We start from the raw sequence: 20,780 nt of genomic DNA, 5'->3' as shown, positions 1-20,780 counted from the left end.
GACATTCCGAAGATTCTCCGGAATCTTCATGTTTCCGTGGAAGAATCGCGATATACGCGGTTTATTCTGTTCGGGAGGCCGGCGTGGAACTAGTGGATGACGCCGATCTTGAGGATGACTTTGGCTCCGCCGGACTGCAGGACGCAGAGGTAGATGCCCTTCGAGACCTTCTGGCCCGAGGAACCGGCGCCGTCCCAGGTGATCTCGTTGGTGCCGAAGGAGCCGCCCGGAGAGCCTGCGCCGTAGCTCTTTTCGAAGACGAGCCCGCCGAAGACGCTGTAGACGCGCATCGTCACGTCCGCCGGCGCGCTGAGCGCGTAGGTGATGGTCGTCTTGGTCTTGCGGGAGTCGAAGGGGTTCGGGTAGTTCGAGACGGAACTGATCCCTTCGGGCGGGAGGCCGCCGACCTGCGCCTTGATCTCGGGGCTGGGCGCGCTCGCGACTCCGGCGCCGGTGACCGCGCGCATGCGCATGTAGAGGGTTCCCGAGGGCATGCCGACGGCCTGGTAGGAGACCCCGGTCACGAGCTCTTCGACGGGGATGCCCGCGTTCTTCACGGCCGTCGGCGCGAAGTGGGCGGCCTTGCTGGTCGTACCCGTCTTGGCGTTGAGCCAGAGCGGACTGCCGCCCTTCCGGTACTCGATGATGTAGCCGGAGATGCCCGAGGGCCCCCCGGGGACGGAGCCCCAGTTCACGAGCAGCGTGCTCTGTCCGACGGTCACGACCGGCGTCGGCGCGGGCGGGACGGTGAAGTCGACGAGGACGCCGATCGAGGTCCCCGGCTGACTGAAGTAGCCCGAGTCCGACTGGGTCTTCACCGTGATGTAGTAGGTCGAGCCCGTGCGCAGCACGAAGCCGGTCGCCTGCACATCCGTCATCGCGGCGGAGAGCGGCGTGAACGGGACGATGTCCGCGGCGCCCGCGGTCGTCCCGACCGAATAGAACGCGCCGCTGAGCGTCCCGGCCGCCACCGAGGACGTCCAGTTGAAGTGGAGGTACTCGAACTGGCTCGTGAAGGGCCCATCCACCGCCACGACCGGCGTCTGCGGCGTGCGGGCGTCGAGGATGCTCGCCAGCGGCGTCGAGAAGGGGAGCCCGGAGGAGGAGACGCCGTCGGGACTCGCGACGGTGAAGAAGCCGGAGTCGGAGAAGGTGCAGCCCAGCGTCGCGCCGATGGTGGCGGCCGCGTCGACGGCGAAGGCGAGGACGTAGCTCTGCGTCGCGACGCCGACGGCCTGCGCCGAAGACAGCAGGATGGTGCTCGACCCCGCGGCGAAGGTCCCCGTCCCCACGAGGAGGTCGGGCGCGCTCACGGCGCCGGAGCCGTCGAGGTCGCGGTAGACCCGGATCTGCCCGGCCCCCGCATCGCCCAGGGTGCCGGTGCGCGCGAGGCGCAGGTTCGTCCAATTCACGATGTTGCGCGAGGCCCGGACATTCAGGAGGACGACCGCGGAGAGCGCGCCCTGGTTGATCCCGGAGGAGAGCAGGTTCGACGCGGAGACGACGAGCTGCTCGGGCTGCTTCTTGATCGGGATCGTCGTCGAGGTGAAGGGGAAACCGACCGGGACGACCGTGTTGGGGTCGTTGAGAGTGAAGGCCGCCGTGGTATCGAGCGCGAGCCCGAAGGTGCGGCCCGGGGTCGCATAGTCGCCGACGTCGATGGTGATGAGGTAGCGCGCCTGGGAAGTCCCGATCGTCTGCGGGACCGTCAGGCTCACGATGGCGGCCCCGCCGAGGAAGCCGTTGAGGCCGGAGCTCAGGTCCTGGTCCGTGCCCGGCTCGAGCAGGCTGTTGCCGTTGACGTCGCGCCAGACGTGCACGGCCTTGATGTCGGCGTCGCTCGCGGTCCCCGAGGAGCGCAGCGTCAGGCCGCTCCAAAGCACCGCATACGCGCTGGTGTTCAGCGAGAGCGTCATCATGAGCTGGTTCGTCGCTCCCTGCGTGAGCTGGCCCGGGGCCTTGTCCTGCCCGCCGACGTAGAGGCCGGCCTGCGTCGGCATGACGACGGACTCCGCCGACTGAAGCGGGAAGTCGGTCCCCGACACGCTGTTGGGCGCGGCGATGTTGAAGAGCCCAGGCGCTCCGAAGATCGCCCCGATCGTGTGACCGGCGACCGCGGTGACCGAGACGTCGTAGGTCAGGAAGAAGGTCTGGGTCGAAGCGGTCACCGTCTGCGTGGCGAAGCTGAGGACCGCCGTGCCCGCGCTGAAGGCCGCGGTGCTCAGGCGCTCGTCGGTGACGACGTCGAGCGTGCCGTTGCCGTTGGCGTCGCGGAAGAGCTTGACGCCGGTGACGTCGGCGTCGAGCCCGAAGCCCGAGCGGTCCAGACGGAGCTGTGTCCACGCCCCCGTGTACGCCGACATCCACGTCTTGAGCACCATCATCGGGACGTTCGCCGAGCCCTGCGTGACGTTCGCGGGGGCGGAGCTCAGCGCGAGGATGTGCATCTGGGCGGGCGGGGCGTTGACCGTCAGCGGCTGCGACGCGAAGCTCGTGGGACCGACCTGGTTCGGCGCGGTGACCGCGAGATAGGTCTCGTTGATCGCGCGGAGCACGACCGTGCGGCCGGGGGTCGCGGCGGTCGAGAGGTCGACGGTGACGAAGTAGCGCTGAGGAGTCGTCCCAAGGGTGGGCGGCAGGTTGAAGCCGAGCGTGATGCTCCCCGCCATGCCCTGCCCGAAGCGCTGCCCGGTGGAGGTGATGAGCAGATACTGCGTGAGATTCGACGAGTCGAAGGCCCCGACGTTGTTGACGTCGTAGTAGACCTTCACGTCGCCGAAGTCGGCGTCGATGGCGCTGCCGGCCTGGTCGACCTTGAGGGTGGTCCAGCCGGCGTTCGAGACGTCGGTGCGCAGGGTCAGCGCCATGAGGGCGACGTCCTGCGTCCCCGGCGTGGCCCCCAGGATCGAGGCGACGCTGACCGTCGTCACCGTCACGGTGTTGGCGAACTGGTTGATGACGACCGGTCCGCCGTCGAAGGGGAACGTCGCCGTCTGTGACGAGACGAAGTTCGGCGAGCTCAGATTGAAGCTCGAGGTCGACGAGATGCGCACGCCGATGGTGCGTCCCGGGACGGCGGAGGGCATCAGGCTCACCGTGATGAAGTACGCGTGCGTCGAGGCGGTGATCGTCTGCGGGATCGAGAGCGGGATGTTCACCGAGCCGCCGGTGAAGCTCTGGGAACTATCCGTGATCGCCGTGTCCGCGCCGCTCGAGAAGACGCCGTCGCCGTCGTCGCGGTACACGCGCACGTTCCGGACGTCCGCGTCCAGCGCCGTGCCGCTGCTGTTCACGATGAGGCTCAGCCAGCTGAAGTTGTTGCGGCTGGAGACGAGGTCCAGGCGGAGCATCGGGATGTCGTTGCCCCCCTGGTCGGCGCCGCCGGGCGCCGCCGACTGGGCCAGGGGGATGAGCAGCTGGTTGACCGTCGCGACGATGCCCCGCGTCCCCGTCGTGATCGGGAAGGTGCTCGTGACGACGGTCTGCGCGTTGGGGACTCGGAAATAGGAGGCGTTCGTCAGGGAGGCGCCGAGGGTGCGGCCCGGGTTCGCGCCGGGACTGAGCTGATAGGCGATGAAGAACACGGCCGTCGTACCCTGGTTGATGCTCGAGGTCGTGATGTCGATCGTCGCCCGGCCCGCGACGAAGGGCGCCGAACCCAGGAAGATGTCGACGGAGGGGTTGAGCGCGTTGCCGTCCGCGGTCTGGTCCCGGTAGACGGAGGCGTTCGTCAGATCGGAGTCCTGGGCGGTGCCCGTGCGGTCGACGGTGACCCGGTTGAGCTGCGCGAAGCCGATGTCCACGGCCATGGACGCGCGCACGACCGAGTAGAGGTCCCCCTGGATGAAGCTCGCGGGAGTCTGGTCGGTCGCCGAGATCCTCAGGAGGTTGTTGACGACGACGGTCGCCGTGCTCGACATCAGCGGCAGCGTCGCGAAGGAGACGGTGTCGGCCGGGTTGTCCAGGATGACGTCCGGAGGGGTCGAAAGAGCGACCTGGAACCAGGAGCCCTGGGGGGCGCTGATGCCGACGTTCGCGGTGAGGAAGTAGTAGGCCGGCGCGCTCGTCACCGTGCGCGAGGAGACCGGCGCGTTCAGCGTGAGCGTCGAGTAGCCGTTCGAGAAGGTCGCGCCGTCGGAGAGCTTGTCGTCATTGGCCTTGTCGAAGGTCCCGAGCCCGAGCTTGTCGTACCAGAGCGTGAGGCCCGTGAGCTGGTTGCCCGGCAGCGTGCCGACCAGACGCACGACGACCTGGTCCATGATGCTCGTCCCGTTGCTGTCGGCCTGCGCGAGCAGGCGCAGCAGCGGCACATCGGCCTGCGCGGCCTGGACCGCGGCGGGGGCGATGTTCGTGGCGGTGAAGTTCACCCCGTTGGGTCCGTCGGTGACGGGGATCGGCGTCACGTACGTCGGGAACGGCCCTTCCGGGCTCGAGGGGAACTGAAGGGAGAAGTCGTAGGGCGTCATCGTGTCCACGCCGATGGTCGCCGTCGGCGGAGCGTCGGTCTGCATCCGGTAGACGAGGAAGTAGGTCTTCGACGACGGGTCGATGTTCTGCGTGTTGCCGGCGGAAGCCAGGTCGATGAACGCCTCACCCGCCGTGAAGGCCGCGCCGGCCAGCTCGACCTCGACTCCCCCGTCGAAGACGCCGTTGCCGTTGGAGTCGTTATAGATGCTCGCGCGGACGATGCCGGCGTCCGGCACCGTTCCGGAGCGCCGCACGCGCAGCGAATAGAACTTGGAGGTCGAGGCGGGCGGGGCGGCCAGGGCGAAGCGCAGCATCGGCACGTCGCTGTTCTGCATCGCCGAGGCGGGCGCGATCGCTCCCGTCGTGAAATAGACCGTGCCGAAGGTCGACGTCGCCAGGGCCACCGAGACGGGGGAGACGTTGAGGAGGTTGTCGCGTGCGCGCACGCGGACGTAGTAGGTCGTCGCCGCCGCGAGACCCGTGAACGAATAGGTGGAGGAGGTCGTGTACGGGGACGTCGAGACCGGCGGCGCGAAGATCGACGAGGAGGAGGTCTCGAACTGGAAGTCGCGGATGCCGCTGAAGGAATCGGTCGCCGAGACGGCCGTATACAGGCTCGTCGTCGAAAGCGCGAAGAGGGTCGCGACCGAGGGCTGGGGGACGGTGGTGTCCACCAGCACCGTATAGGGACCGGCGACGGTCTCGTTGCCGGCCTGGTCGTCGATGTAGAAGCGGACCTGATCGGTCCCCGCCCCGCCGGTCGCCGTCGTCGTCGACTGCACCAGCGAGAGACCCTCGAGCGAGACCGTCTCCGCGGAGCGGCTGCCCGCGCCGCCGCTCACGGCGACGCGGACCCCTCCGACGGGCGCCGTCGCGCTGACCAGCGTCCAGTTCGCGCCGCCGTCGACCGAATAGGACGCCCGGATCCGGCCGGCCTGACGGTAGTCCGCCGAGACCTCGGCCGCCGTGAGCGCGCGGTCGAGGACGCGGAGCTCCTCGATGCGGCCCGTGAAGGGTCCGCAGGCGGTCGCGGTGCCGACGAAGAGGCGCCCGAAGCCCGTCGCGTGCGACTGGATGAAGCTCCCGATCATGCCGCCGTCGGCGTAGAGCGTGTTGTGCCCGAGACCGTCGTAGGTGTACGCGATGTGGTGCCACGCGTTGGGCGTGAACGTGAAGGCGGAGTCGTTCCCCTGGTCGAGGCAGAGCAGGGAGTTCCCCGCCGCCGCGCTCAGGCAGTCCCCGCTCATGTGCAGGCGGAAGTTCCCGCCGTACTCGATGAGTCCGCCGCCGTTGGCGTTCTCAGGGTACACCCACAGCTCCACGGTCCGCGCGGTGTCGCCGGCGGGCAGGCTCGCGGTCCCCGTGCTGGCCAGGGAGCTCGCGCCGTCGAAGCGCGCCGCGAAGTTGACCAGACCCGGCGCCCAATCTGCGGCGCCGCTGAAGAGCATGCGCATCCCGCCGTCGATGCTCGTGACGGCGCCCCCTTGCCCCTCGTCGAAGGGTACGAGGGCCTTCGTGCCGTCGATGGTCCTCAGCGCGGGACCGCGGTCGATGCCCGCATCCAGGTCCTGGACCGTCACCTGTACGGTCACTCCGGTCGTCAGGGACGTGTACTGACCCTGACCGAGCGCCCCTTCGGTGGAGCTGAAGTGGCGGAAGTCGAGCACGGAGGGCGCCGTCTGGTCGATCTGGAAGATCGGCGAGGCCGAGAAGCCGGAATAGATGCCGATCGCGTCCTGGCCGCGAACGCGCCAGTAGTAGGTGGTCGCGGCGGTGAGGCCCATCGGCGAGAGATAGGACGGGTTGCTCGTCAGACTCTGCGCGCTCAGCGGGACGAAGCCCGGCTGGCTCGAGATGTAGACGTCATGGAGCGGCATCGCGTTCTGCTCGATCCAGACGAGGGTCGGCGTGCTCGTGCGGATGAACGCGCCGGACGCGGGGTAGAGCGCGGTGGGCGGGCTCAGGAGCGGGTCGACGAGGATGGCGAAGGGCCCCGCCGCCGCGACCCCGCCCGCGCGGTCGACGGCCGCGAAGCGCACCTGGTTGGTGGCGGCGCAGGGCGCGACACCCGCGCAGACGCTGGCGTTGAGGGACTGCGCGAGGTCCAGACCCGTCACGGCGACGGTCTGTGCGGCCATCGTCCCGTCCGTCCCGGTGAGCGAGACGGGCAGCGGGGTCGAGACCCAGACCTTGCCGCTGAACGAGGAGTCGGCGCCGCCCATGTAGAGACGGCCGTTGTATTCCCCGAAGGCATAGACCCGGTCGTTGACGGTGGGGAAAGTATGCATGATCATCTGCGTCCCCTTGCCGTCGTAGGCGTAGAGCCGGCCGGGGCTGCTGGCGTCGTTGGCGCCTGCATAGAGCCGGCCGCCGAAGGATTCGACCGCGTGAGCGTCGATCTCCGAGAGGTCGAGCGTGATCCCCCAGCCGCCGCCGTCGTACGAGTAGATGCGGCCGGAGAGGTTCGTGCCGGCGTAGAGGCGGTTGGCGTAGGTCTTCAGCGAGTAGGTCGCTCCGCCCGTGAAGAGCGACACCGTCCAGCTGCTGCCGTCGAAACCGTAGACGTTGGGGTTCCCGCCGGCGAACAGCCGGTTGTTGTAGACCTCGAGGGAGTGGATCTCCGGATCGGACGCCTTATAGGACGGGTACCAGAGGCCGACCTGGGGGTCGTAGACCCAGATCCGGCCGGCGGGGCCCGTACCGGCGTAGAAGCGTCCGTTGTACTCGGCGAAGGCGTTGACGCGGCCGTCGAGGGTCGCGAGCGGGCCCGTCCAGGCGAAGCCGTCGAAGGTGTAGACGGTGCCGTCTCCGAGGCCGGCGTAGAGCTTGTTCGCATATTCCTTGAGCGTTCGCACCTCCGCGCCGAAGAGCTGGGACTGCGACCACGAGGCGCCGTCGTAGACGAAGACCTTCCCGACGCTTCCTCCGGAGCCGCTGGCGGCGGCGTAGAGCCGGTTCTGGAACGCAACGAGCGCCGTCATCGTGGAGATGCTCGCGTCCAGGTAGGAATCGCCGACCCCGCCGTCGTACCAGGTCGCGCCGGCGTCCGTCGAGTAGACGACGCCGTAGCTGGTCCGTCCTCCGGCCGCCGTGACCTGCAGGCCGGACACCGAGTCCATGAGCGTCGCCGCGGCGGTCACGTTCACCGCGATGTCGTTGGCCGTATTCTCGGCCGTGGCCCCTCCGGTCGAACTGAGGGAACGGAAGGCCGAATCCGCGGGGGCGCTGAAATCCGTGACGAAGGACGCGACGCTCAGAGGCGGGGAGCGCTGGCCGAGGAAATCCTGGGCCGTCACGCGCCAGTAGTAGGTCGCGTTGTTGACCAGCGTGTAGGTGGACAGATAGTCCGCGAAGGTGTAGGCCGCGGAGGTGCTCTGGATGATCACGGGGGTGCTCACCGAGACGACGGGGGCGTTGAAGTTCGGGGTGACGTCCACCTCGAGGCGGTAGAAGACGAGCTTGCCCATCCCCGCCGCCGTCGTCGTGCTGGGTCCGTTCCAGATGAAGTTCGGCTGCTGGCGGACGTAGGCTCCGTTGACGGGGAAGGCCGGAGTGGAGACGGCGGCGGCCGCGACCGTGTCCACGATGAGGCCGTAGGGCCCGCTGACGAGCATGTTCCCGGCGCGGTCGGGGACGTTGAAGCGGACCTGGTTCGTGGCCAACGCGCCGACCGCGGAACTCGTCGAATGCGTGAGCGAGAGGTTCCGGATCGCGAGGGTCTCGGGTCCGACGCTCCCCTCCGCGCCGCTGAGCGCGATGTACGGCCAGCCGGCCGAGGACCAGGTCGCGCTCACGACGCCCCAGCTGGTCCCGGCGTTCGAGGAGACCTCCACGGCCCAGCGTCCGGCTCGCGAGAAGGCATAGTCGTCGGCGATCTGCGAGGATTCGGCGGCATAATCCAGCACCCGGACCTCGTCGAGCGCGCCCGTAAAGAGCCCGTCGCGCTGTCCTGTGCTGCGGTTGGCGGCGCAGAGCGTGAAGGCGCGGCCGTAGGGGCCGCCGTTGCCGCCCGCGGGGGAGATGCCGGTGTTCACGAGCACGCCGTTGACGTAGAACTTGATGCGCGTCCCGCGCACGACCATCGCCACGTGCTGCCAGATCCCTGCGTTCAGGAAGCCCGCCGGGCTCAGGTAGCCGCCCGCCGTGTTGTTCGTGAAGAAGAGCCGGTCGTCGCTGAGGCGCAGCAGCCAGTTCCCGCCGGGCGGGAAGATGCTGCCGACGCCGCCGATGACCTGCGTTCCGGAGAGATAGTCCGGATTCATCCAGAACTCGAAGGTGAAGGCGGTGGAGGCCGCGAAGTCGAAGTCCGCGCCCGCGACGTCCATGGCCTGCAGTCCGTCGCAGCGCAGTCCGACGCCGAAGGGCGTGACGCCGTAGGCGGCGGAGGATGCGTTCACCCCGATCATCGTGCCCGAGTTCCCCCGGCCGCTCGAGTCGACGGGCTGGTGACCCTCGCGCTCGCTGAAGTGCCAGAGTCCCCGCGTACCGGGGATGACCGGGAGTTCCCGGCCGTTCGTGAAGCCGGACAGGTTGTCGTCGAGCACGATCTGGGCGCTGCTCCCCTGCGTGAGGTTCGTGTACTGCGTCTCCGAGAGCGCCCCTCCGGTCGAATTGAAGAGACGGTAGAGCGAGGCGGTCGGCGTCGTCTTGTCGACGCGGAAGGTCGTGCTCGAGCTCCAAGGACCGTAGACGCCGAGTGAGCTCAGCGAGCGCACCCGCTGATAGTAGAGGTTCCCCTCGACGAGGGCGTGCGTCGAGAGGTAGACCCCGGTGACGCGCGAGATCCCGGTGTCGGAGACGAGCGCCGGGGTCGAGATGCTGAGGACGATGCTTCCGGGGGCGAAGTCCGGGTCGTTGGCCGAGACCTGCAGATAGAAGCGCCCGTTGGAGCCGCCCGGCCCGCCCATGCCCGTGACCGTCGTCGTGCTCGGGCCGGTCCACTGGAAGTACGGCATGGTCCCGGTATAGGAACCGTCCGCGGGGAGGTTCGGAGTGGAGACGGCCACGGCCGTGTTGGAGTCCAGCACGACCCCGTAGGGTCCCGCGACTCCGTAGTTGCCGGAGCGGTCGGCGACGTAGAAGAGGACCTGGTTCGTCGCCAGTGCGCCGACGGCGTTGCTCGTCGAGACGTTGAGGCTCATGCTCGAGACCGAGAGGGTCTGCGCCGCCGTCGAGCCCTGGCTCCCGGTCATGCCCACGAAGGCGCCCGAGCCCGGAACCGTCGCGACGACGACCTGCCAGGCGTTCCCGGCGGTCGAGGAATACGCGACGTAGTAGGGATGGCCGCGGACCGCGTCGTCGCGGGCCTCGCCGGAGTCCATGGCCCGGGCCAGCACGCGGACCTCGTCGATCCAGCCTTTGAAGCGTCCGCCGCTCTCGGTGTTGCCGATGTAGAGGGTGCCCAGGGCCGTCGAAGCCGCGCCGAAGCTGTTGCTGCCGATCGCGTTCCCGTCGACGTAAAGCGTGCCCACGATGCCGTCGTAGCTGAACGCGACGTGCTGCCAGACGCCGGTGCTCAGGACCGCGCCGGGGGTGTAGGGCCCCCCGCCCATGTCGACGGCGAGGCGCCCGTTGTTGAGGTAGAGGCGCTGGAGGTTCAGCGCCCCTGCACTGCCCCAGGTGACGATGCCGTTGGCGCCCTGGGTCGAGACGGGGTTGATCCACGCCTCGACCGTGCGGGTGCGCGAGCCCGTGGGGAGCCCGGTCGGCGCCGCGTTGCGGAGGTCTCCACCTCCGTCGAGATAGACGCCGGCCGCGAAACGACCCGCGGCTCTCGTCACGACCCCGACGCTCGACACTGAGATGTTGAGCGTGCCGCTGTCGCGCCAGACGATCCCGGAGGCGTCGTCGAGGTGCCAGAGCGAGAGGGTCCCGGGACCCGGCGCGAGCGGCGCCGGCCCGAGCGGCGCGAGACCCGAGAGCGCGTCCTGCACGGTGATCTGCGCCGTGACGGGGGAAGCGAGGTCGATGACCTGACCCTCGAGGTACACACCTCCGGTGGAATCGCGATAAGAGAAGGAAGCTCCGCCCGGGAGGGTGCGATCGATGTAGAACGGACCGATGTCCTGCTGAGAGCCGGCGACGTCGAGGGCGTCGAATGCGCGGACGTGGAACCACCAGTCGTTCGCATCGGTCGTCGCCGTGACCGTGGCCTTGCCGGTCGTCCACATGGGCTCGACGCCGCTGATGCTCGTGTTCGGGATGCGGTCGAAGAGATAATGGAAATGGTTGACGTTCCCCAGGGAGAAGTCGGCGGTGAACACCACAGAGGAGACGTTGACCCAGGTGCCGGTCGTCGTCTCCGGGTAGACGAACGCGCTCGCGGAGAGCACGGGAGCGACCGCGGAGATCAGAGGGAAGTCCACGGTCGAGACGGCGTCGGTGCCGCCGTTGAGGACGAAATCCTGCGTCGAGAGCGAGACCCCCAGGGTCTGATTGAGGTCGGCGCCGCCGGTGACGTCCCAGACGAGGAAATAGGTCTTCGTCGAATGGGAGATCAGCTGGGACTTCCCCTCTCCGACCAGGTCGAAGGTCGCCTTGTCGATGGTGAAGTCCTGCCCCAGCGTGAGGGCCGTGTCGAGGGCCGGCTCGTAGACCCCGTTGCCGTTGTCGAGGCAGAAGCGGATGTTCGTGACGCCCGCCGGGGAGCCGGACCCTTCGTTCTTGATCGAGACCTGATTGATCGTCACGAAGTCTTGAGCGGTCCAGAACTGAAGTTTGAGCATCGGGATGTTCACGGCGTTGCGGTAGAGCGTGGGCGGCGCGGCGGACACGGCGGTCGAGAGCATGAGGTCCTGGGCATCGACGACGACCGTCGAGGTCGAGCGCCCGAAGCCGACCGCGCCCGGCTGGAGGACGCCGTCGTCGTTGGCGGCCGTGTCCGTGACGACGGTCCCGGTGCCGCCGAAGTTGTCGAAGTGGTAGAGGACCACGGTGTTCCCGTCGATGTCCGCGCGCGGCGTCGGGACGAAGGAGGTGGCGTAGCGATATTCGTTCGAGATGCGCACGTCGTCGATCTCACCGAGGAGACTGTTGCCGATATGGCTGTTCGCTCCGCCGACCCCGAGGTCGCTGGTGATGTCCGAGAGCGCTCCGGTGGCCGGCTCCGTTGAGAGCATGATCCCGTCGACGTAGACGCGCTTGCCGGCGATGGGATGGTAGGCGCCGGCGATATGGTGCCAGGCGCCGTCGGCGATGGAGACCGGCACGCCCTCCTTGTTCGCGCAGAGGACGTCGGTCCCGATCAGGAGCGTAGGAACGCCGGCGCCGCAGCCGCCGCCGTTGAGCCAGAGCCTCCAGCCGCTCGCCCCTCCCAGGCTCGCGCGCGTGACGATCGAGCGGTCGATGCGGTCATCGGTCGTGCGGACCCAGGCCTCCACGGTGAGTTTGCTGGGATTGAGGACCGCCTTGTACGGCGCCGAGATGCGGCCGGAGACCCCATCGAGCTGGACGCCGGGGAACTCGGGCGCGTCGATGCCTCCGCCCTTGATCGTGAACGCCTGAGCGTCGAGGCGGACCGCCACCGTCGCGCCGTCGACGGGCATGTAGTTGTTGTCGAGCTGCAGGGCCACGAAGTAGGTCTTCGTCGAAGCCCCGATGCTCTGTACCGGCGAGAAGGTGATCGCCGCCGCGCTCGAGACGAAGGCCGCGGGGAGCGTCCGCATCGCGGGCAGGTCGCCGGAATCAAAGACCCCGTTGCCGTTGAAATCCTGGTAGACGGCCGCATTCTTGACCATGGCGTCCGCGAGGGTCCCGATGCGCCGGATGCGGAGCTTCGTCCAGCTCACCGACCCGTTGTGGGTCCAGAGCCGGACGCGCAGGAACGCCGTCGTGTTGTTCTGCAGCGCGGATGTCGGCGTCACGTCGTCGATGTTGATGCGCAGGGTCGCCGGCAGCACCGAGGCGACGTTCGAGAGTCCGGAGCGCACCCCGTTGCTGTCGAGGGTGGTCATCGCGAAGTAGTAGGTCGTGTTCACCGCGCCGCTGATGATCTGGGTGCGCATGCCGCCGGGGCTGTCTCCGGAGGCGGAGAGGACCATCTGATTGACGGCTTTCATGTAGTCGGCCTCGCCGGCGATGGGAGCCCAGGTGCTCCAGCGCACGTCGTAGCGCGTCGAGCCGCCGAGCGGAGTACTCCAGCCGTCCTCGCCGGGGATCGTCCAGCTGAGGCTGATCCAGGGGGTCGAGGAGGTCTCGACGCCGGAGACATAGGAGTCCTGCACGGCCGCGAGGTCGCCGACCGCGGCCGGGGCCGAGAGGTTCGAGGTCTGCTCCGCGCTCTCCGCGGAGCGGACGAGCCCTCCGTTCTCGGCCTCCACGGCCCAGTAGATCGTGGTCTCCTTCGAGAGCCCGAGCAGGCGCAGGCCCCGGGTGGTGGAAGACACCTTGGTGCTATAGAGGAAAGAGCCGCCGCCCGAGTAGCCGTCGAGGCCGTAGCGGGCGGGCAGCTTGTAGGTCGTGCTGCTGCCGGCGACCGTCGTGCCGACGCGGACGAAATAGCGCATCGCCGCCGTCGAGGTGACGGCATCGGTGGAATCGTTCCAGGTCAGCGTGACGACGCCGCTCGACGAGAACGAGGCGTATTCCTCGAACGACGCCGAGAAGCCGGTCGGCACCGCGGGCGGAGCGGTGACGACCCCCGTGTCGTTGCGGAGGATCCAGGACTCCACGCCTCCGCCGTTGGCGACCGCCAGGTCGAGCTTCCCGTCGTTGTTGTAGTCGCCCCAGCTCACGCCCTGGCTGGCGGCGCCGGTGCGCGGGAGGTTCTGGAAGAAGTAGGTCCCGTTCGAGCGCGGGCTCACGAGCGTCTTCGTCTCGCCCGCGGCGTTGCCGAGCGCGAAGTCGAGGCGTCCGTCGTTGTTGTAGTCGGCGAGCCCGAGGCCGACCGTCGTGCCGCCGACGCCGGTGATGGAGATGGCCGTGAAGGCCCCGCCGCCGTCGTTGCGGTAAAGCACCTCGTCGCCCTCTACGGCCACGATGAAGTCGAGCTTCCCGTCGTTGTTGTAGTCGCCCCAGGCGACCCCGTGACCGAAGAGGTTCGCGGCGCCGACCTGTACGCCGGCGTTGAAGCCGCCGTCCCCCCGGTTGCGGACGAGGACCGGCTTCTGGTTGCTGTAGTTCGCGAAGACCAGGTCGAGGTAGCCGTCGTTGTCGTAGTCTCCCCAGGCGACGCCCTGGCTGTCGTAGGTGGTCCCGCCGAGCGGCGCGCTCGAGAAGCTGAGGTCCGCCTCCTGACGCATGACGAAGTCTCCGGCCGCCCCCGCGACGGCGACGGCGAGGTCGAGCCGGCCGTCGTTGTCGTAGTCGCCCCACGCCACGCCGCGGACGTCCTGTCCCGCGGAGAGCGGGAGGACCCCCGACGTGAAGCCGCAGTCGCCCGTGTTCGTCATGAGAAGGACGCCGCCGCCCCCGTTGGCCAGGCCGACCGCCGCGTCGAGCAGGCCGTCGTTGTCGTAGTCTCCCCAGGCCACGCCGCGGGCGTTGCCGGAGGTTCCCGCCAGCGCGCTCACCGTGAAGCCGCCGGCCCGGTCGTTGCGGGCGAGCCACACGGAAGAGCCCGAATTCGTGACGAGCGCGTCGAGCCAGCCGTCCCCGTCGCAGTCGCCCCAGGCGATGCCGCGCGCGTCGCCCCCGCTCGCCGTGAAGCGCACGATGAAGGGGTACGCGGTCGTCGCGTTGGAGAGCGAGGAACGGACGTTGATCCGGTCCCTGGTGGTCAGCGTGAAGTAGTAGGTCGCCATCGCATCCAGCCCGGTGAAGTAGGCGCTCTGGGGCTGTCCCGCCGCGGTCGTCGTGGGGATCGTGACGACGAGCGGCGCCGCCATATAGGTATCGGTGCTCGTCAGGGCCTCCACGGAGGAGTAGCGGATCTCATAGACAGCGCCCGCGAGCGCGCCGGCGTAGCCGTCCTCGCCCGGAGAGGTCCACTGCAGCATGACCGTGACGGAGGACGCCCCGAGGCCGGTGGAGACGGAGACCGCCCGCAGGTCGGTCACGGCTCCGGGAGCGGCCAGGCCGGCGATCTGCTCCGCCGATTCAGCGGAACGGAGGAGACCGCCGTCCTCGGCGACGACGGACCAGTAGACCGTCGTCTCGCGCTGCATCTCCAGTTGGAGGCCGCGCGCGCTCGAGGAGACCCGCGTGCTGTAGAGCGAGGAGCCGCCGCCGGAGTAGCCGTCGAGGCCGTAGCGGGCCGGCAGCTTGTAGGTCGTGCTGCTGCCGGCGACCGTCGTACCCACGCGCACGAAGTAGCGCAGCGCCGCGGTCGGAGTCTCCACGTCGTAGGCGTCCCCCCAGAAGAGGGTCAGGATGCCGCTGCTGGAGAAGGCGCTGTATTCGGCGAAGCTCGCGGCGAAGCCGGTCGCCGGAGCGGAGGGCGCGTGGAGGACGCTCCCCGTGTCGTTGCGGAGGACGAACTCGTCTTCGCTCAGGTAGTTGGCCGCAGCCAGATCGAGCGTCCCGTTGCCGTCGGCGTCGCCCCAGCTGACGCCGATCGTGGAACCGTTGGAGACGGGGAGCACGACTTTCGTGAAGCTCCCCCCGTCGTTGCGCAGGATCGCCTTGTCCTGGGCGTAGTTCCCGAGCGCGACGTCGAGCCGGCCGTCGTTGTTGAAGTCTCCCCAGGCCACGCCGTAGGTGAAGGCCGCGCTGCCGGCCATGCCGACGGAGGTGAAGGTGCCGTTCCCGTTGTTGCGCAGGAGGCCCTCATCGAGGCCGTTCTGACCGACGACCAGGTCGAGCGTGCCGTTGCCGTCGTAGTCGCCCCAGGCGACGCTGTAGGAGTTCCCGCCGGTCGCCGGGACCCCTCCCAGGGCGGTGAAGACCCCGTTCCCGTCGTTGCGCAGGATCACGGCGTTCTGGCCGCCGTTGCGCGCGACCGCCAGATCGAGCTTGCCGTCGTTGTTGTAATCGCCCCAGGCGATGCCGACGTTGTTCCCCGAAGTGCCCGCCAGCGCGTTCTGCGTGAAGGTGCGGTCGCCGTTGTTGCGCAGGAGCATGATCGTCGAGCCGTAGTTCGAGACGACGATGTCGAGGCGGCCGTCGTTGTCGTAGTCGCCCACTGCGATGCCGCGCGAGTCTCCGGCCGTGCCCGCGAGATCCGTGTTCGTGAAGGTGCCGTCGCCGTTGTTCCAGAGGATCATCTCGTCCTGGGCCCCGGCGTTGGCCACGGCGAGGTCGAGCCAGCCGTCGCCGTTGAGGTCTCCCCAAGCGATGCCGTACGAGTTCTTCGCGGCTCCCGTCAGCCAGTCCGTCGTGAAGGACCCGTCGCCGTTGTTGCTCTGCAGGACGATCGCCCCGCCGTAGTTGGAGATCGCCAGGTCGAGGCGGCCGTCGTTGTCCGCGTCGCCCCAGGCGACGGAGTAGGAGTCTCCCTGCGTGCCGTCCTGGACAAGGCGGTAGGAGGGGGCGGTGGCCGCCACCGAGAGCTGCGCGGTGAGCTTCTCGGAGTCCGTGGTCTTGAGCACGAAGTAGTACGACGTCGTCGCCGAGAGGTTCTGGATCTGCGCGGTCCGCAGCGAGCCCGGCTCGACGCCGGAAGTGGCGAGGTCGACGACGAACGACGCCGCGTCGTAGGCGGCGTCGTCCGGGATGGCCGCCAGGGAGTAGCGGAGGCTGAAGGTGCTGTCGTTGAGGACGCCGAGCGAGGCGTCCTCGCCGGGCGCGGTCCACTGCAGGGTGACCGTCATCGACGACGCGTTGAGCCCGGTCGAGACGATGGAGGCCACGCGCAGGTCCGTGACGGCGTCGGGAGGAATACCCGCCGCGCACGCCGGCGCCGCGGCCGACGCCGCGAGCGCCGCGAGGAGGATGCGCTGGAATGCCGTCTTCAGGGTCATCGTGATGGATTGCTTCCCGCCTATAGGGAAGATAGCCGGATAATCCCGGATATTCACGAATAAATCACGAAGACTTAATGGGATTGTCCGGCACCGCTCGATCCGGGGTTGGACGGTCTACTGGGGGAGAATCCGGCGTTCGAGGACCTTCACGCGGGTCAGCAGCATCTTGTTGTCGAAGGGCTTGGTCAGGTAGTCGTCGGCGCCGCGGTCGTAGCCGGCGACCTGGTCCTCGATGAGCGCTCGGATGGTGAGCATCAGCACCGGCAGATCCTTGTAGCGCGCGTCGCCGCGGATCTTCTTCGTGAGCTCGAGACCGTCCATGTTGGGCATGTTGAGGTCGAGCACCGCGAGGTCCACCTTCTGCTTCTGCATGAGGTTCCAGGCGGCCAACCCGTCCTCCGCGGCGAGGACCTTGTAGCCGCCCTGCTTGAGGATCTCGGTGACCAGCTCCCGGAACATCGAGTCGTCGTCGGCGACGATGATCGTTCTCATGTCCGTTCAATCCTCTCTGTAGCCGTAGCCGACGCCGTAGACCGTGCGGACCCGCGAGCCGAGGCGTCCGAGCTTCCGGCGCAGGGATTCGATGTGCTTGTCGACCGTCCCGGGGCGGATGTCCCCGCCCTCGCCCTGCCAGATCGACTCGACGATGTCCCGGCGGTCGTAGACGCGGCCGGGCTGCTCGAGGAAGAGCGCGAGGATCTTGAACTCGGTCGGCGTGAGGTCCTTGAGCGCGGCCCACTTCGCGCGGGCGTCCTTGGCCCATACCTGCTGCTGCGAGCGGTCGAGCTTGATCCCGCCGTCGGGGGAGCGGAGGACGTCGAGCGCGGAGGCCATGCTCGGCAGGGCCCGGCGCAGATGCGCCTTCAGCTTCGCGAGGAGGAGGCGGTCGTCGAGGGTGTCGAGGAAGTGGTCGTCGGCCCCGGCCTCGAGGAAGTCGATGACCTTCTCGGGGTCCAGCGCGGCGTGCGAGGTGAGGATGACGGAGAGCCCGGAGGCCTGGCGCTTGAGCTGGCGGATGGAGTCGGAGCCGGACTCCAAGGCCGCGTGCGCGATGAGCGCGAGCCCGAGCCGGGCGCTCGCAGCCTTCGCGGCGAAGGGCGCGAAGGCCTTCTCCACCTCGACCCCCCAGCCCTCCCGGGTGAAGAGGTACTCCCAGCGCTTGGCCACCGCGGGGTCCGGCTGCACGACCCAGAAGACGAGTTGGGACATCAGTCCAGGGACTTGTCGATGCCGGTGAGCTCCTTGATGTACTGGCGCAGGAGCTTCCAGTCGACGGGCTTGTGGAGGAGGCGGACGTAGGGATCGGTCTTCGGGACGATCTTGCGCGCCTCGGCCGGAGGCATGCCGGTGACGAAGATGACGGGGAGGTTCTTGCGGATGTACGACGAGGCCCGCAGCTTCTTGAGCGCGTCGACGCCCGTGCCGAACCCGGGCATCTCGATGTCGGAGATGATGAGCGCCAGGCGCATGCCCTCGGCCTGGATGACGGACTGCGCGGCATCCTCGGCGCAGGTGACGCGATAGCCCGCGCCCTCCAGCTTGTTGACCATCATGTCGCGGATGAGCTGGTCGTCGTCGACGACGAGCACGTAGGTACGGCCGACCGGCGGAGCGGAGGCGGCCGCGACCACGGGAGCGGCGCCGGGCGGCGTCGCAGGGGCGGCGGCGGACTGAGCGGGCGCGGGCTGGGCCGGAGCGGGCCGCACCTGCGGTTGCGGCGCGGGCTGGACCGGTGCAGGGACCGGCGGAGACGCCGGCGCGGCAGCCGGAGCGTTCGCGAGCTGGATGCCCTGCTCGATGTCGGCCTCGGAGATGCCCTGCTTGAGCAGTTGGGCCTTGAGGGCCGCGAGGGGATAGCGGTCCTTGTGCTGACGGATGTAAGCGGCGATCTGCGGTATCGTGGCCATGCGCTAGGACTCTCGGCGGGGCGACCGAGTCAGTGTAGGTCCCGCTCCAGTGGAATTCAAGAACATAATTGTTAAATGTTTCACTCGCCCAGGATGTCCGCCACCGTATCGGCCAGCTCGCGCAGGTTCAGCGGCTTGCGCAGGATGGGCGTCTCCGACCGGAACTCCACGAGGCGCGCCTGGCGGTCGGGCGCCTGGCCGGTGATGAAGATGACCGGGATGGCTTTCGTCTTCTCGTTGGCCTTCAGCAGCGCGTGCGCCGTCCCGCCGCTCAGCCCCGGCATCTCGAGGTCGGAGATGATGAGGTCCGGCATCAGTTCGGGCGCGACATGATAGAGCCGGGCCCCGTCCTGGACGAGGGTCACGTGGTAGCCCCGCTCCTCCAGGAAATCCTTGAGCAGCGCACAGCACTCCTGGTCGTCGTCGGCGACAAGGATCTTCTTCTTCGCCTTGACGCTCATCAGCGTTTCCAATCCGACTTCAAGAAGCCCCAGCATTCCTGGTCGACCCAGCGCCCGTGCGCGCGCCGGTCGTCGCGCAGGCAGCCCTCGTAGCGGAAGCCCGCCTTCTTGAGGACTTTGCGCGCGGAGCGGTTCGCGGGGTCGATGCGGGCGCCGACGCGATGCAGGCCCATGCGGCGAAGAGCGTGCTCGACGAGGAGACGGGCCGCCTCGGTCGCGTAGCCGCGCCCCTGCCGGTCGGCGCGGACCCAGAGCGTGAGCCGCGCCTGAGCGCGCTCCTCCGGCTCGAGGCGCCGCAGGGCGGCGGCGCCCGCCAGGCGGCCGGTGCGCAGCTCGAAGAGCCCCCAGACATGGTCGGGGACCGAGCCCGTGCGGCGGACGAAATCGAGCTCCCCCTGGAGGTTCAGCGGCGTCGAAGCCCAGTCGACCCAGCGGCGCAGCGCCTCGCGGGAGGACTCCGCCGCCTCGAGGAGGGCTTCGGCATCGGTCTCCTGAAGAGGACGCAGCAGGACCTTGCGCCCGCTGAGCGCGGCGGGAGACGGGGAGTCGGAGGGTTGGACGGACTCCGGGGACATTGTCTTGATTTTACGATTTTTCCGTCCCTTTTTTTCAAGAGTCTCCGTACGCGGGCGCGCGCGGGCGTATGAAGTCGCCCGCCGCCACTCCGCTCGGTGCCTGACACCCGGCAACCCTGGCGTGTCTGGCACCGCCGTTGATGAGCGGCGGGCGCAAAAACCCTCAGAGTATCGAGAGCGCTTCCTCGAGCAGCCGGTCCGCGGAACGCTCGAAACCCATGCGCCGCGAGGCCTCGCGCGCCTTCGCTCCCATCGCCCGCAGGCGCGCGGGGTCGGCGAGAAGCTCTCGCAATCCACGCGCGAGGCCCGCCTCGGCCGGCTCGTCCTCGCGCAGGCGGCGCCCGTACCCCTCCTCCAGCAGTTCCTCCACCCCGTAGTGCCCGCAGGCGAGCACCGGGACCCCCTCGCGCAGGGCTTCGGCGATGGTGAGCCCGTAGCTCTCGTGCCGCGAGGGTGAGACGAAGAGGTCCGCGACGCGGAAGAAGACCCGCTTGCGCTCCGCGTCCAGATAGCCGGGGAAGAAGACGCGGGCCCGGAACAGCCGGGCCGCCGCGCGGCGCACGGCGCGCGCGTAGGAGACTCCGCGCATGAAGGCGGGCTCGCCGCAGATGAAGACCGCGAGGTCCGGGAACTCGCCCTCGACGCTCCGCAGCGCCCCGAGCAGGCGCTCGAGACCCTTCTCGGGGGAGATGCGGCTGAGCGTCATGAGGACCCTCGTGCGGGGGCCGAGCTGGAAGTGCGCGCGCAGGCGCGCGGCCTCGCGCTCGAGCTCCGTCTCGGAAAGCGCCGCGGGCTCCTCCCAGACTCCCCAGGGGACGACGCGCGTGCGCTCGGCGACCGGCGGCTTGCCGTCGCGCGGCCGGCCGGGATAGCAGCGTGCGAGCGTGCGCGCCATCGCGCGGGAGGGGACCGCGAGGCGCCAGGACTCCTCGACGACCGCCTTCTGCTTCGCGAAGACGAGGTGGAGGACGTCGGGGAGCAGCGCGTCGAGGCCCGCGCGCGCCGCTCGGTCCCAGAGGGCCGTCGCCCTCTCGGGAGACAGAAGGCCGCCGAGGTACATCCGGTTGAAGTAGTCGACGACGTCCACGTGCCAGAGCGACATCGCCCGCCAGCCTCCGCGCGCGAGCGCCCGCAGGTCGGGGGCCTCGGTGACGTCGTTGACGACCACGACGGTCTCCCCCGGAGGGAGCTCGCGCTCGCGCGAGAGGATGAACCGCGTCGCGGCGGCCTCGAAGGACCGGCTGAAGCGCGCGTAGCCGAGCTCGGAGAGCTTCACGAGCTCCGGATCCGGTCCGAGCCCCGTCTCGAGCCGATGATACTCGACCCCCCCGCAGGGGACGGCGGAGCCCGGCCCGAGGGCGAGGACGCGCACGCCGGACGCCGCGCTCCAGCGGCGCAGCAGATGGAGGCCGACCATCGCGCCCCCGCCCAGCGGCGTGCGATCCATCGGGTAGCCCAGATGCGCGCCGACGAACAGCAGATTCTTCAAGCTTTTCCATGATAACATTCGGGAAGGTAGAACGGCGTGCC

General features: G+C 68.9%; 7 protein-coding genes. All 7 read right to left on the bottom strand.

The window, feature by feature from the left end; translation table 11 throughout:
- Window positions 1-89: 89 nt before the first annotated feature.
- The gene (locus tag WC969_09280; protein MFA6030033.1) at window positions 90-16,304 is read right to left on the bottom strand and encodes an FG-GAP-like repeat-containing protein; all 16,215 of its coding nucleotides are present in this window, start codon (window positions 16,302-16,304) and stop codon (window positions 90-92) included.
- 117 nt (window positions 16,305-16,421) lie between these two features.
- A complete protein-coding gene (locus WC969_09275) occupies window positions 16,422-16,799 on the bottom strand; it encodes a response regulator (protein MFA6030032.1) in 378 nt (125 codons plus the stop codon).
- 6 nt (window positions 16,800-16,805) lie between these two features.
- Entirely contained in the window at window positions 16,806-17,516 is a 711-nt protein-coding gene (locus WC969_09270; protein MFA6030031.1) for a winged helix-turn-helix domain-containing protein, read from the bottom strand.
- On the bottom strand, window positions 17,516-18,214 hold the full coding sequence (locus WC969_09265; GenBank protein ID MFA6030030.1) for a response regulator: 699 nt from the start codon (window positions 18,212-18,214) through the stop codon (window positions 17,516-17,518). The genes WC969_09270 and WC969_09265 overlap by 1 nt, the downstream gene beginning before the upstream one ends.
- Window positions 18,215-18,294: 80 nt before the next feature.
- Window positions 18,295-18,675, bottom strand: a complete 381-nt coding sequence (locus WC969_09260) for a response regulator (GenBank protein MFA6030029.1) — start codon at window positions 18,673-18,675, stop codon at window positions 18,295-18,297.
- The gene (locus WC969_09255) at window positions 18,675-19,250 is read right to left on the bottom strand and encodes a GNAT family protein (GenBank protein ID MFA6030028.1); all 576 of its coding nucleotides are present in this window, start codon (window positions 19,248-19,250) and stop codon (window positions 18,675-18,677) included. Before WC969_09255 ends, WC969_09260 begins: the two co-directional genes overlap by 1 nt.
- A 163-nt stretch (window positions 19,251-19,413) precedes the next feature.
- Window positions 19,414-20,739 (bottom strand): glycosyltransferase family 4 protein, encoded by a 1,326-nt coding sequence (locus tag WC969_09250; GenBank protein ID MFA6030027.1) that lies wholly within the window; start codon window positions 20,737-20,739, stop codon window positions 19,414-19,416.
- Window positions 20,740-20,780: the final 41 nt, after the last annotated feature.

Source organism: Elusimicrobiota bacterium, from assembly GCA_041660925.1.
In the GTDB taxonomy this organism is placed as follows: domain Bacteria; phylum Elusimicrobiota; class Elusimicrobia; order UBA1565; family UBA1565; genus JBAZUV01.
Note: the sequence above shows the minus strand (reverse complement) of the source record. Positions and strands in the feature narration are given on the sequence as shown.

Excerpts from the sequence above, each read along its gene's own strand:
- WC969_09270 (MFA6030031.1), bottom strand. The coding sequence starts at position 17,516 with ATGTCCCAACTCGTCTTCTGGGTCGTGCAGCCGGACCCCGCGGTGGCC.
- WC969_09265 (MFA6030030.1), bottom strand. The coding sequence starts at position 18,214 with ATGGCCACGATACCGCAGATCGCCGCTTACATCCGTCAGCACAAGGAC.
- WC969_09275 (MFA6030032.1), bottom strand. The coding sequence starts at position 16,799 with ATGAGAACGATCATCGTCGCCGACGACGACTCGATGTTCCGGGAGCTG.
- WC969_09260 (MFA6030029.1), bottom strand. The coding sequence starts at position 18,675 with ATGAGCGTCAAGGCGAAGAAGAAGATCCTTGTCGCCGACGACGACCAG.
- WC969_09280 (MFA6030033.1), bottom strand. The coding sequence starts at position 16,304 with ATGACCCTGAAGACGGCATTCCAGCGCATCCTCCTCGCGGCGCTCGCG.
- WC969_09255 (MFA6030028.1), bottom strand. The coding sequence starts at position 19,250 with ATGTCCCCGGAGTCCGTCCAACCCTCCGACTCCCCGTCTCCCGCCGCG.